This window comes from Planomonospora sp. ID91781 (genome assembly GCF_015711595.1).
GTDB classification, from domain to species: domain Bacteria; phylum Actinomycetota; class Actinomycetes; order Streptosporangiales; family Streptosporangiaceae; genus Planomonospora; species Planomonospora parontospora.
The window spans coordinates 2460381-2474522 of sequence record NZ_JABTEY010000002.1; the positions used below are offsets into that span (position 1 = coordinate 2460381).

At 72.9% G+C, this 14142-nt stretch carries 7 protein-coding genes; 2 read left to right on the plus strand and 5 right to left on the minus strand.

The genetic code is table 11. The features are described 5' to 3' along the window. Positions 1-331: 331 nt before the first annotated feature. Positions 332-1171 carry a hypothetical protein gene (locus HS048_RS30060; protein WP_196469373.1) on the minus strand — a complete coding sequence of 280 codons (840 nt, stop codon included), beginning with the start codon at positions 1169-1171 and terminating at the stop codon, positions 332-334. A 385-nt stretch (positions 1172-1556) separates the two neighbouring features. Between HS048_RS30060 and HS048_RS30065 the strand changes: the two genes are divergently transcribed. Then, positions 1557-2645: a serine hydrolase gene (locus tag HS048_RS30065; RefSeq protein WP_307832699.1), complete on the plus strand. Its 1089-nt coding sequence runs from the start codon at positions 1557-1559 to the stop codon at positions 2643-2645. Between the two features lie 166 nt (positions 2646-2811). After that, positions 2812-3840, plus strand: coding sequence for an aldo/keto reductase family protein (locus tag HS048_RS30070; RefSeq protein ID WP_068903528.1), 1029 nt, complete (start codon positions 2812-2814; stop codon positions 3838-3840). Between the two features lie 66 nt (positions 3841-3906). Here HS048_RS30070 and HS048_RS30075 read toward each other — a convergent pair whose 3' ends face one another. The 4 genes from HS048_RS30075 to HS048_RS30090 form a co-directional block, all read right to left on the minus strand. Then, entirely contained in the window at positions 3907-4212 is a 306-nt protein-coding gene (locus tag HS048_RS30075; RefSeq protein WP_068903526.1) for a hypothetical protein, read from the minus strand. A 311-nt stretch (positions 4213-4523) separates the two neighbouring features. After that, positions 4524-5501 (minus strand): TauD/TfdA family dioxygenase, encoded by a 978-nt coding sequence (locus HS048_RS30080; RefSeq protein ID WP_068903524.1) that lies wholly within the window; start codon positions 5499-5501, stop codon positions 4524-4526. Continuing rightward, positions 5498-10999 carry a non-ribosomal peptide synthetase/MFS transporter gene (locus tag HS048_RS30085; protein WP_196469374.1) on the minus strand — a complete coding sequence of 1834 codons (5502 nt, stop codon included), beginning with the start codon at positions 10997-10999 and terminating at the stop codon, positions 5498-5500. Before HS048_RS30085 ends, HS048_RS30080 begins: the two co-directional genes overlap by 4 nt. Then, positions 10996-14139 carry a non-ribosomal peptide synthetase gene (locus HS048_RS30090; RefSeq protein WP_196469375.1) on the minus strand — a complete coding sequence of 1048 codons (3144 nt, stop codon included), beginning with the start codon at positions 14137-14139 and terminating at the stop codon, positions 10996-10998. The genes HS048_RS30085 and HS048_RS30090 overlap by 4 nt, the downstream gene beginning before the upstream one ends. Between the last annotated feature and the right edge of the window lie 3 nt (positions 14140-14142).

Genomic DNA, 14142 nt, shown 5'->3' on the forward strand with positions numbered 1-14142 from the left:
AGGCCCCGGCAGGAAACAGGAATGAACGGGCTGCCACCGGAGCGGACGGAAGCACCGGCATGACCGCGACGACGGGAGACGGGCATGGGGGTGAGCCGACGGACCGCAGCGGGCCGACGTCGCCGGGCTCCGGCTGCTGCGCAGCCGGATCGGTCTCGTCGCCGTCGGAGGGCGCCGGCAGCTCATCGCCTACTACTTCATGTGGTATCCCGGGCGTCCCGCGGCCGAGCAGTGCGAAGGCTGCAGTCGCGGGGTACGGCTCCGCGATCGGATGCCACCGGACGGGGCATCACGGCCCGCTCCGCGCCTCACCGGCGTCGCGGGCCGAGCGTCACCGCTGTTCGTCGGGCAGCTGCTCCACCCGGTTGACCTCGAACCGTGGGAGGACGCCGGGGCCGTCGAGGACGGGCGTCGCCCCGCCCTTCCCGACGCCCTCGCCGATGAGGACCACCCCGGACGTGGCGGGGACGGTCACGGCCGGTTCGCCGTCGCCGCCGCCGATCACGCAGTCGAACACGACTTTCCAGTGGATGTGGTGGAGGTAGACCACGTCCATCGGCCGGTGGTCGTGGCCCTCCCGGACGGCGACCAGCCACGTCCAGAACTCCTTCTCCCCGCCGCATCCGGTCGGCGTCCAGCCTTCGAGCTCCTCCAGGCCGGGGCCGCCGGTGTGGCGGGGGTAGTGGAAGGTGATCACCGGATCGTCCATCAGATCGACGGTCACGGGGTCGTCGGGGTCGGCCTTGCTGCGCGACTCGTCGCCGTACCAGCAGCCCTTGGCGGTGTCGCTGTCGCGCATGCGCCGCGGCAGCGTCGTGCGCTGCCGGGCGGCGCGCGCGCCGTTGCGGTAGCGCACCCAGAAGTCGGCGGACTCGGCGGTCTGCACCCAGCCGATCTTCCACTGCTCGTTCCCGGCGAACTTCACGCACGCCTTGAAGTCGACCCCGAAAGAACCGATCGCGTGGGACGGCTGTTCGGCGGCCTCATCCCCCACCCCCTCGTCGTCGGAGTCGGGCTGGTTCGCCTGGGCGGCCAGACCGGACGCGAAGCCCAGCTCCAGGCTCAGCACCTGGAACCGCTGCCCGCGCGGGCCGGCGACCTCTGGATACGCCACGGCGCTGCCCTTCTCCGTACGCACGCTCTGCGGAGGCTGGAACGGCTGATCGGTCATGGGGCCCCTTCGCTCCGGGTTCGGCCCTCATGGCACCACGCCACGGCCCGCGTCACAAGACCGCCCGCCGTCCGGTTCCTCCGTCCTCCGTCCCTTGAGCTCAACCCGGCCGAAAGAGCCTGGTCGCCCTTCTGGCGTGAGCGCTGATCGCACTCATCCGGGGAACACGGCCTGCGCCGGCGACCTCTCTGCCCGTCCCCGCACGGCCCTGGACGGGCTCTACGGGGTGTCCCGGTGCCGGCCGGCCTCCTGGCCTGCAAAGGCATGCCGCCCGAATACGCCCGTGTACGGCCGAAGCTTGCATCCGATACGGCCACGCCGGAAAATCTGCCGGAAAGCCGTGCCGCCATCCCGCTGAGCGGGCCATGCCCCTGGAGGAACCGACGTGCGCGTCGCCCGGCACGTGACGGCCGTCGCCCTGGCGGCGGCGATGACGATCTCCCCGACCTCGGTGACCGTCCCGCCGGCCTCGGCCGAGGCCATCGACGTGATCAACCCCTCGGGGCACGCCGTCGCGTTGCGCGACGCGCCCCGGAAGCTCTCGGTCACCTACGTCCACCGGGGCCGCCGGCACACTCTGGACGATTTCCTGGCCCGCACGAAGACGAGCGGATTCGTCGTCCTGGACGGCCAGGACGTCGTGGCCGAGCGCTACACGGGCGCGAGCCGGACCACCAGGTTCCAGTCCTGGTCGGTGGCGAAGTCGTTCACCTCGGCCGCCGTGGGCATCGCGCTCGGTGAGGGCAGGATCCGCTCGCTCGACGACCCGGTGGACAAGTATCTGCCCGAGCTGGCCCGTTCGGGTTACGCCGGGGTGTCCATCCGCGACCTGCTGCGCATGTCGTCCGGCATCGAGTGGGACGAGGCCACCGACGTGCCGCGCCTGCACGCCGCCGCCCACCGGGGCCGGCCGCTCAGGACGACGGCCGCGCGGCAGGTGCGCGGCTGGAAGCCCGGCAGCCGTTTCGAGTACACCAGCATGAACTCCTTCGTCCTGGCCCGGCTCGTCGCCGAGACCACCGGCGTGCCCTACCACCGGTACGTGGAGCGGAAGATCTGGCAGCCCGCCGGCATGGAGTCCGCGGCGGGGATCGGCGGCGACTCGGGCGGTGACGGCCTCGGCTACTGCTGCTACCACGCCACCACCCGCGACTTCGCCCGGTTCGGGCTGCTGTACCTGCGCGGCGGCAGATCCGGCGGACGCCAGGTCGTCCCCGCCTCCTGGGTCGAGGCGTCCACCAGGCCCTCACCACGGAACCCGTCGTACGGCCTGCACTGGTGGCTCGGACGGGGCGGGGACTTCATGGCGGCCGGGTTGGGCGGCCAGTACGTCTACGTCTCCCCTGAGTACGGGGTCGTCATCGCCAAGTCGACGATCGGCGCGGGCCGGCCGGACCAGCAGGAGGCTCTGGCCGCCTTCCGCGCCGTGGCGAAGGAGATCGGGTCCGGGACGGTGCGCGACCGGGCCGCTTGATCCAGGACCCGGTGGGTGCGATACCGGTCGCAGGCGGTACCGCCGAGTTGCGACGAACTTGCTGATTCCTGCTTATGTCATACGAAATCAAATATGGTGATCATTAATTTGGAAGGGGGAAGCGGGAGCACGGGCGCCCGAGAGGAGGACGCCCATCCTGTCACCGATGGAATACCGCAATCTCGGGCACAGCGGCCTGATGATCAGTGAGGTCACCTACGGGAACTGGCTCACCCACGGCGAACTGGTGGACCGGGAGCAGGCCGTGGCCTGTGTCCGGGCGGCCCTCGACGCGGGCGTCACCACCTTCGACACCGCCGACGTCTACGCGCAGGGCGCGGCCGAGGAGCTACTGGGCGCCGCGCTGGAGGGCGTGAGGCGGTCGTCTCTGGTCATCGCCTCGAAGGTCTGCCTGCCCACCGGCGACGGCCCCAACGACCGAGGTCTGAGCCGCAAGCACATCATGGAGTCCTGCGAGGCCTCCCTGCGCCGGCTGCGCACCGACTACCTCGATCTCTACCAGGCGCACCGCTTCGACGGGACGACGCCTCTGGAGGAGACCCTGATCGCCTTCGACGACCTGGTGCGCCAGGGCAAGGTGCTCTACCTCGGCGTCTCCGAGTGGACGGCCCCGCAGATCGCGTCGGCGCTGACCGTCATCCGCGAACTCGGGCTGCGCAGCCGCATCGTCTCCAATCAGCCGCAGTACAACATGCTGTGGCGGGTCATCGAACCGGAGGTCGTCCCGCTGTGCCTGCGCGAGGGCATCGGGCAGCTGGCCTTCCAGCCGCTTGCGCAGGGAGTGCTGACCGGCAAGTACCTGCCGGGCCGGGAAGCGCCGGACGGGTCGAGGGGGAAGGCCGGTGGGCGGGCTCCCACGTTCATCGGGAGAGTGCTGGGCCGGCCGCTCCTCGAACGCGTGCAGGACCTCATCCCCCTCGCCGGGGAGTGCGGCATGTCGGCCGCGCAGCTCGCCATCGCCTGGGTGCTCCGGCAACCGGGGGTCTCCTCGGTGGTCGCCGGGGCCACCAGGCCCGAGCAGGTCACCGAGAACGCCGCGGCGTCCGGTCGAACGCTCGATGACGCCGTCCTGAAGCGCGTGGACGAGGTGCTCGGAGACCTCGTCGACCGTGATCACGGCAAAACCGCGCAGATGATGGCGGTCAAGCCGAGCTGGACGAGCACCACACCCTGACCTCGGGGGCCTCAGGGACCTCGGGGACGGTTTCCGCTTCGCGATCACCCCTGGGAGGGTGAGGTGTCAGTTGGAGGCGCCGTTCGGGCCCGCCGTGATGGATGACGAATCGTAGGAATCGTCGCCGCTGCGGCTGCTGGGCTCGTCGCCACCGCCGCTCTCCGCGCCGGAAGCCGGACCACCGCTCTCCGTACCGGAAGCCGGACCACCGCTCTCCGTGCCGGAAGCGGGACCGCCGCCGTCGCAGAGTCTGCGGAGCGGGCTCTTGCCATGGCAGGAGACGCCGTCCCCCGCCATCGCCGTGGCGGGGATCTGAAGCGCCAGTGCCGTCACGGTGACCCCCGCGAGGGTGATGCGCGACATCCTGCCCATAGGAATTCCTCTCGTCCTGGCTCTGCCGGACCGGAGACCCGGACCGTATCCGGTCTCCACTTCGGACGGCTGCGACGAAACGGCTCCGGATGCAGGGAACCGATACCCATCGGTCCAATCCATCAAAACACGGAGAGTAACCGACATGTACCAGTGCCGGAATCCGAGCACCGCGTCCTGCATGACCGGAACGATGGATTTCAGTGCTCCTGATCAGAGCCGGCGAGCCCGCCTCATGCGGGCTCGCCGGCTCTCGGAGACCAGGGCGTGTCACAGGGCGGCCGGGTCCGCCGGAGACGGTCGCCGGGCGGTCAGGCGGTCATGGCGACCAGGATCCGGCGGGGGCCGGTGAACGGCTCCCTGCCGTGTGCGCACAGCATGTTGTTGATGATCATCAGGTCGCCCCGGCGCCAGGGGAAGCCGAAGGAGGCCTCGTCGTAGGCGGCCTTGATCGCGGCGAGGTCGGCCGGATCGATCGGGGTGCCGTCGCCCAGGTAGGCGTTCCGCGGCAGGTCCGCCTCGTCGTACAGCGACAGCAGCGCCTCCCGGACCTCCTCGTCCAGGCTGGTGACGTGGAACAGGTTGGCCTGGTTGAACCAGACCTGCTCCCCCGTGAGCGGCTCGGTCTGCCAGGAGGGCCGGTGGTGCCTGGTGCGCAGGCCGTCGTCGGTCCACTCGAACGTCTGCCCGTGCCGCGCGCAGTACTCCTCCACCGCCGCGGGGTCGTCGGTCTGGAACGACTCCTGCCAGGACAGGCCCAGCCCTTCCCGGAAGGCCCTGGCGTACACGACGCCGCCCGCGAACCGGTTCCGCACCTCCTCGGGGAGCAGGCGGAGCACCGCTCTGCTGTCCGCGATCGGGGTGGCCCCGCCGGTGGCCGCGGCCACGTCGCAGTAGAAGAACAGGTGGCCCGGCCAGGTGTCCGAGTAGGAGTTCTCGTTGTGCATCGGCAGCGGCTGGTCGGCCGGGTACTCGGTGGAGGTGTAGATGGACTCGGTCACGGACGTGCGCGGGGTGGAGCGTTCGGTGTAGCGCAGCGGGTCGCCGCCGACGACCCGGACGATCCGGTCGAACAGGTCGAGGTCGGCGGGCAGGTCGCGGAGCAGCACCGCGCCGTGCGCGGCCAGGGCCGCCCGCAGCCCGTCGCGGTGGGTCTCCACCCAGCCGAGGTGGTCGGTCATGCCGGGCCCGAGGCCGTACACCGTGATCGTGGTGTGCTCGTTGCCGTCCAGGCGGCCGGTCACCGGCCCGAGCCGGGCCGGGTGCGCGGGGGTGGTGACATCCGTCATGATGCGTCGGTTCCTTTCAGGCGGCGTTGCCGTTCCTGCATGCCGACGAGGTCGTCGGGGAGCGAGTCGGGCACCTCGGTGTCGAAGCGGCGCAGCAGCGGGATGGTCGACGCGCAGGCGGTGACGGCGGCCATCATCAGCGCGAAGACGATGTAGGTGAGGCCGACGCCCCGCCCGTCCCCGGTGCCGATGACCGCGCCGACCGAGCCGGCGAGCGCGCCGTCCGGCTGCAGCATGGGGTTGAACAGGCCGGTGGCCAGGGGCGCCAGCACGGCGAAACCGAGCGGCAGGGTGGACCAGGAGATGGCCTGGTTGAGCGCGAGCACCCGGCCGTGGAACCGCTGCGGCACCTTGACCTGGACCAGCGTCACGTAGATGCCCTGGGAGATCGTCATCGCCATCGCCATGCAGAAGACGCCGAAGGCGACCACGGCCAGGGACGGTCGCAGGCCCATCACCAGGCACCCGGCGGCCATGCCCAGGTTGCCCAGGAACACGCCGACCATCCGGCGCCTCCTCGGACCGCCCCAGAGCGCCATCACGATTCCGCCGGTCACCGCGCCCAGCGCCTCGGCCACCGCCACCTGGGCGACCTGGTCGACCGTGCCGAAGGAGAGCGTCAGCGGAACCGTCAGCACCAGGGCGGGCCCCAGGAAGACATTGGCGACGGCGAAGTAGACGACCATGGACCGGAACCCACGCAGGTTCCAGGAGAACCGCAGGCCCTCGGTGATCGAGGTGACCAGCGTCTCCTTGCGGCGGAAGCCGAGCGTGTCGGGGAAGCGGACGACCAGCAGCACCGCGACGGCGAACAGGTAGCTCGCCACGTCGATGGCCAGGACGCCGGGCAGGCCGATCGCGACGTACAGCCCGGCGCCCATCAGGGGGGCGAACAGCATCGCGAACCCGTTGGTGAGCTGGGTGAGGCCCACCGCGTGGCCCAGGTAGCGCTTGGGCACCAGCTGCGGCACCGCGGTCTGGAAGGCCAGCCGCTGGTAGGTGCCGGCCATCGAGTTGAGCGGCAGCAGCAGGTAGATGGTCCACAGGTCCAGCCGGCCGGTCCACAGCAGCAGCGCGATGCAGAGCTGGATCGCGCCCGAGACGCCGCTGGCGGCGATCATGACGCGCCGCCGGTCGAACCGGTCGATCAGCGGTCCGGCGACGGGCAGCATCGCCACCCCGCAGATCAGCGTCAGCGCCCACAGCAGGCCGAGGTCGGCCACCGACCCCGTCCGGTCGAACAGCCACACCGGTACGGCGAAGCCGGTCAGCGCCGACCCGGTCGCCGAGACCAGCTGCCCGATCGCGACGCTGAGGAACCGGCGGTTGCTCGGCTCCACCGCGCGCGTTCCGGCGTCCTGGCCGGGCTCGGCGGGGTAGTGCGTGTCCTGCAGCGCCCAGGCGGCGTCGGGGCCCCGCCCGGCGGGGCCGTACTCGGCGGTCTCCCGCCGGGCCATCGCCGGGTGGATGCTCGTGACGATCTCGGCCAGCTCCTCCGCGCGGTGCTTCAGGAAGAAGTGGCCGGCCTGGTCGAGCACCACCAGCCCGGTGGTGCCGGTGAGGAACTCCCATTCCCGGTACCGCTCGGTGTGGTAGTCGGTGACCGGGTCCTCGGAGCCGACCACCGAGATGATCGGAGCTCGCATCGGCTCCGGGCGCCGGTCGAGCAGCTCGGTGAAGTACTCCTCGGCGGCCCGGGAGTCGGCGCGCATGTTGCCGATGATCCGGTCGGCCTGCTCCGGGTCGAGCTCGTCGGTGTCGACGCCCATGCCCTTCAGCCAGTTGGCGTACTCGCGGTTGCTGCGCAGCTTCTCCAGCCGGGTCCGCAGCCTGCCGACGACCCCCTTGATCCGGGCGAACGGGAACATGGCGCCGATGTAGACCGCGTCCACGTCCCGGCCGGCCTCGGCCAGCTTCCGTGCCACCCCGACCGCGATGGCGCTGCCGACGCCGCAGTGCCCGTACAGGACCAGCGGGCCGTCCACCCGTTCCCGGACCTCCTCCGCGATCCGGTCCACCAGCTCGTGGAAGGGCAGCCCCTCCTCGTTCAGGCCCACATCGTGGCCGGGGATGGCCACCGAGTACAGCGCGTGCCCGGCGGGGAGGGCGTCGGCGAGCGGCTGGTAGACGATCGCGCTGCCGCCGCCGTACGGCACGCAGACGTAGGAGAGGGTGCGCGCGGCGCCCTTCGGGGTCAGCTCGTACAGCAGCCGCTGCGGCCCGGCCTCCGCGTCGGCGCCCGCGTCGACGAAGGCGGCCAGTTCGCGGATGGTGCGGTTCTGGAACAGGTCCATCACGCCGACCGGGCGTCCCGAGCCGTCGGACGCCTTGCGGATCCTGGCCACCACCTGGGTGGCGAGCAGGGAGTGGCCGCCGGAGTCGAAGAAGTCGTCGTGGACGCCGAGCCGTTCCACGCCGAGGACCTCGGTCCAGATGCCGGCCAGCATCCGTTCGGTGGCGGTCTCCGGCTCGACCAGCTCCGCGGTGGCGTCCCGCGCCGCCTGCGGGGCCGGCAGCGCCTTGCGGTCCAGCTTGCCGTTGGGGGACAGCGGGAAGGCGTCCAGGGTGACGAACGCGGCCGGCACCATGTAGTCGGGCAGGTTCCGCTTCAGTGCGGCCCGCAGCCCGGCGGCGTCGGCCTCCGCCTCGCCGGAGGCCGTCAGGTAGGCGACCAGCCGCTTGTCCCCCGGCGTGTCCTCGCGGACGACCACCACCGCGTCGGCGACGCCGTCGCAGTCGCGCAGCGCCGTCTCGATCTCCCCGAGCTCGATGCGCAGGCCGCGCAGTTTCACCTGGTGGTCGATGCGGCCGAGGAATTCCAGGTTCCCGTCGTGACGCCGGCGCGCCAGGTCTCCGGTGCGGTACAGCCGGGCGCCCGGGTCGGTGCCGAACGGGTCGGGGACGAACCGTTCGGCGGTGAGCGCCGGGCGGCGGTGGTATCCCCTGGCCACTCCCACTCCCCCGATGTGCAGCTCGCCGGGCACCCCGATCGGGGCGGGCCGCCCGTGCCGGTCGAGGACGTAGAGGCGGATGTTCGCGATCGGGGCGCCGATCGGCAGGGTCACCGCCCCGGCCACGGCCTCGGGGCGGCAGTGCCACGAGGTGACGTCGATGGCGGCCTCGGTGGGGCCGTACAGGTTGTGCAGCTCGCAGTCCGGCAGCACGGCCGTGAACGCGGCCGCGGTGGCCGCGGGGAGCTCCTCCCCGCTGCAGATCACCCGGCGCAGCGCCGTGCAGTCCCCCGCGGCCTGCTCGTCGTCGGCGAGGAACACCGCCAGCATCGAGGGGACGAAGTGCGCGGTGGTCACGTTCTCGCCGATCAGCAGCTCGCGCAGGTACGCCGCGTCCTTGTGGCCGCCGGGTTTGGCGAGCACCAGCCGCGCCCCGGCGAGCAGCGGCCAGAAGAACTCCCACACCGACACGTCGAACCCGGCGGGGGTCTTCTGCAGCACGACGTCGTCGCCGCCCAGCCGGTAGGTCCGCTGCATCCACTGCAGCCGGTTCACGATGCCGCGGTGGGTGTTGGGCACGCCCTTGGGCCGGCCGGTGGACCCCGAGGTGTAGATGACGTAGGCGGCGTTGGCGGAGGTGACCGGCGACCGGGGGCCGTCGGCGGGCCGGTCCGCCCACTCGGCGGGGTCGTCGAGGTCCAGGACGGTCGCCTCGGTGTCCGGGAGCGTCTCCCGGAGCCGTCCCTGGGTCAGCACGACCGGGGCGCCGGCGTCTTCGATCATGAACGCCAGCCGGTCGGCCGGGTACTCCGGGTCGAGCGGCAGGTAGGCCGCCCCCGCCTTGAGCACGCCCAGCAGCGCCACCACCAGCTCTGCCGACCGCTCGGCGTAGACGCCGACCAGGGTCTCCGGTCCCACCCCCAGCCGGCGCAGCCGGTGCGCCACCCGGTCCGCCCGCTCGTTCAGCTCGGCGTAGGTGAGGTGGCGGCCCTCGAAGGTCACCGCGACCGCGCCGGGCGTCCGGGCGGCCTGGTCCTCGACCAGGCCGTGCAGCGTCGCCTGCCCGTCCAGCTCGGCGCCGGTGTCGTTCCACACGTCCACCAGCAGCGTCCGCTCGTCGGCGGGCAGGATCGGCAGTTCCGACACCCGGGTGGCGGGGGCGGCGACGATCGACCGCAGGAGGGTGACGAACCGGGCCGCCATCCTCGCCACGGTCGGTTCGTCGAACAGCGCCGTGTTGTGGACGAACTTGACGATCAGCCCGTCCTCGACCTCGATGACGTGCAGCTCGATGTCGAAGCGGGTGGCCGGCAGGTCCATCGGCAGCCACTCGATGCGCAGGTCGGAGCCGCCCGCCTCGGCGATCCGGCCCATCTGGTAGTTCTGCAGCGCGAACATCGCCTGGAACACCGGCGACCGGCTGACGTCGCGGGGCACGCCGAGCGCGTTGACCAGCTGCTCGAACGGCACCTCGGCGTGGTCGAAGGCGTCGAGCACGCCGACCCGGGTGCGTTCGAGCAGTTCGTCGAAGGTGGGGTCGTCACCGAGGCGGGCGCGCATCGGGAGCATGTTGACGAACATGCCGACCACGTTCTCCAGCTCCGCCAGCGACCGGCCGGCCGAGGAGGACCCGACCGCGAAGTCGTCCTGGCCGGAGTGCCGCGCCAGCAGCACCTGGTAGGCGGCGAGCAGTGTCATGAACAGCGTCGCGCCGCGTTCCCTGGAGAACCGGTTGACCGCGCCGGTGAGCTCGGCGTCGACCTCGACGACGTGCCGGCCGCCGTCGAAGACCTGGGTGGCGGGCCGCGGCCGGTCGGCGGGCAGCTCCAGGGGCGGCACGCCGGCGAGCCGGTCGCTCCAGAACGCCAGCTGCCGGTCCAGTTCCGGGCCGGTCTGGGTCCGCCGCTGCCAGTGCGCGAAGTCGCCGTAGGAGACCGGCAGGCCGGGGAGCCCGGCCTGCGTGCCGGTGCGCCGCGCGTGGTAGGCCGCGGCGAGGTCGCGCAGCAGCAGGTCCACCGACCAGCCGTCGCCGACGATGTGGTGGGTCGTGACCAGCAGGCGGTGGTCGTCGTCGGCCAGCCTGACCAGCAGGGCGCGCAGCAGCGGGCCCTGCTCCAGGTCGAAGGGCTCGGCGGCCGCCTCGTCGATCAGCGCCTGCGCCGCGGCCTCGTCGCCGGCCGCCACGACGCGCAGCGGCACCGCGGCGGAGGGCTCGACGCGGACGGCGGGGCGGCCCTCCGCGTCGGCGGGGAACCGCATGCGCAGCGCCTCGTGCCGGGCCGGGAGCGTCTGCAGGGCCCGGTCCAGCAGCTCGAGGTCGAGCTCTCCGGTGAGGCGCATCGGGACCGGGATGTTGTACTGGCTCGTGCCCGGCGCGAACTGCTCCATGAACCAGACCCGCTCCTGCTGGTAGGACAGGGGCGGGGCGGTTCCCTCGGGGCGGGGCGTCACGGTGGCGGCGGTGCGCCGGCGCAGCCGCCGCTCCAGCAGCGCCCGGCGGGCCTCCGCCGGGGAGGGCTTCGGAGGGGTCTCGGGGGTGGTCGTCATGTCCGGCCGTCACCTTCCGCTGCGAGTAGCCGCTCGACGGCCTCGTCGCTGAGTCCGTCGAGGTCTTCGGTGAGCCGCCGCTCGATCTCGGCCGCGAGGTCGGCGACCGTGGTGTGGGAGAACAGCCCGCGGACCGGGATGTCGACCTCGATCCGGCCGCGGATCCTGGCGATGGCCCGGATCGCCAGCAGGGAGTTGCCGCCGAGCTCGAAGAAGTCGTCCTCGGCGCCGACCTTCTCCACTCCGAGCAGGTCGGCGAACACCTCCGCCACCAGTTCCTCCGCGGCGGTGCGGGGCGCGATGTACCTGCGCTCCGGGGCCGCCGGGGCGGGGAGGGCGGCGTGGTCGAGCTTGCCGTTGGCGGTCAGCGGCAGGGCGTCCAGGACGACGTAGCCGGACGGGACCATGTGCGCCGGCAGGGTGGCGGCGAGCGCGCCGTCCACCGCCGCGGCGTCCGCCTCGCCGACCAGGTAGGCGACGAGCCGCCTGCCCTCGGAGGCGTCCTCGCGGACGCCGACGGCGGCGTCGCGGACGCCGGGCAGCGCGCGCAGGGCCGTCTCGATCTCGCCGGGTTCGATGCGGTGGCCGTGCAGCTTGATCTGGTCGTCCGCGCGGCCGGCGAACTCCAGGCTCCCGTCGGCGCGGCGGCGCGCCAGGTCGCCGGTGCGGTACATCCGGCGGCCGGGAGGCCCGTAGGGGCACGGGAGGTAGGCGGCGGCGGTGGCGCCCGGCCGGTTCAGGTAGCCGCGGGTCACCTGGGGGCCGGCGACGTAGAGCTCGCCGACGACGCCGGCGGGCACCGGCCGCAGCCCGTCGTCCAGCACGTAGGCGGCGCTGCCGGGAACCGGGCGGCCGATCCCGACCGCCCCCGCCCGGTCGACCGGGAGCTCCTCGCCCGGGGCCACGGCGGCCATGACGCAGCCGACGGTGGCCTCGGTGGGGCCGTACTCGTTGACGACGGTGACGTCCGGGTGACGTTCCCGCCAGGCGGTGACCGCGTCGGCGGGCAGCGCCTCACCGCCCAGTACCAGGTCGGCGGCGGGGGCCACCCGGTCGGGCAGCGCCGCCAGCAGCGCCAGGTGGCTGGGGGTGGCCTTGAGGAACGTCGGCCGGTCGCCGGTCGCGGCGCTCTCGTCGAGGGCGGCGAGCCGTACCGCTCCCCCGACGGTCAGCGGCCCGAACAGGCCGGTCACGGTCAGGTCGAACGAGATCGGGGAGTGCAGCAGCGCCTGCCCGGCCAGGCCGGGGTAGGCGGTGCCGGCCCACGCCAGGTACGCGGCCACCGAACCCTGCTCGACCACGACCCCCTTGGGGGTGCCGGTCGAGCCCGAGGTGTAGATGACGTACGCGACGTTCCCCGGTCCGGCCGCCTGCGCGGAGCCGGCCTCCGGCCCTCCGGCCCGTTCGGCGGCCCACTCGGCGGCGTCGTCGACGGCGAGCACGGTCGCGCCGCCGGCGGGCAGGGCGCCCGCCAGGTGCCGCCGGGTGAGCACCACCGCGGCGGCGGAGTCGGCGAGCATGTACGCCACCCGGCCGGCCGGGTAGGCCGGGTCCACCGGCACGTAGCCCGCCCCGGCCTTCCACACCCCCAGCAGGGCGGGGAGCAGTTCCAGGCACGGCTCGGCGTACACCGCGACCAGCGACTCGGGGCCGACGCCCGACCGGCGCAGCCGGTCCGCCACCCGGCCGGCGGCCTCGTCCAGCTCCGCGTAGGTCAGCCGCCGGTCTCCGGCGATCACGGCGGTCGCGTCCGGGGTACGCGCGGCCTGCGCCTCCACCATCCGCAGCGCCGTGGCGTGCTCGTACGGCGGCTCCTGCGTCCCCGCCTCCAGCAGGGAAGCGCGCTCGGCCTCGTCCATCAGCGGCAGGTCGCCGATCCGGGTCTCCGGGTCGGCGACGGCGGCGGCCAGGAGGCGCAGGTAGCGTTCGACGAACTTCTCCGCGGTCCCCCGGTCGAACAGGTCGGTGCGGTACAGCAGCCGGCTGACCCCGGTGGTCAGGTCGAACGCCAGGTCGTCCTTCGAGGTGACGTAGGGGATCGGCTCGATGCCGGAGTCGGGGATGTAGTTGAAGCCGATCTGGTAGAGCGGCTGCACCCCCGGGTCCCGCTGCGGCGTGACCGCCTCCACGACCGCCTGGAACGGGACCTGCCCGTGCTCCATGGCGTCGAGCAGGGTCGCGCGGACCCGGCCGAGCAGCCCGGCGAAGGACGGCTCGCCCGAGGTGTCCGTGCGCACCGCCATCTGGTTGACGAACATGCCGACCAGTCCGGCGACCTCCGGCAGGTCCCGGCCGCTCATGGTCACCCCGACCACGACGTCGTCGTCGCGGGACAGCCGGGACAGCAGCGCGGCGTACGCGGTCAGGTACACCATGAAGGGCGTCGCGGCCGCGCGGCGGCCCGCCGCGGCGACCTGCTCCTGCAGCCCCTCCGGCACCGTGAAGCGGACCTCGTCGCCGGCGTAGCCGAGCCGGGCGGGCCGCGGCCGGTCGGTGGGGAGCGCGTGCACGGCGGGCAGCCCCGCCAGCCGCGCCCGCCAGTGGTCCGTCTGCTCGGCCAGCGCCGGGCCGGTGAGCCGGTCGCGCTGCCAGGCGGCGTAGTCGGCGTACTGGACGGGCAGCTCGGGCAGCTCGGCCGGGCGTCCGGCCGCCGCGGCCGCGCACAGCTCGGTGATCTCCTCCGAGAGGATGACGGACGAGGCGGCGTCGAAGACGGCGTGGTGGACCACGAGGTACACCACCCAGCGCGCGTCACCGGTCCTGATCAGCGCGGCCCGCCACAGCGGGGCGCGGTCGGTGCGGAACGCGGCCTCGGTGACGGCCAGGGCGTAGCCGTACGACCGGGTCCTGCGCTCGTCCTCCGGGAGCGCCCGCAGGTCGTGTACCCGGACGTCGGGTTCGACCTCGGCGTGCACCACCTGGCGGAGGGCGCCGTCGACGATCCTGAGGGACGTGCGGAGCGCCTCGTGCCGTTCCGTGACGGCCTGCAGCGCCGCGATGACCTCATCGGCCTCGAGCGCGTGCGGGACCTCGACCGGGCACTGCAGGTTGAACACCGGCGAGCCGGGGTCCATCTGGTCGGCCAGCCAGATCCGTTCCTGGCCGAACGAGGCGGGGGCCTCCCATTCCTTGGCGGTCACCCC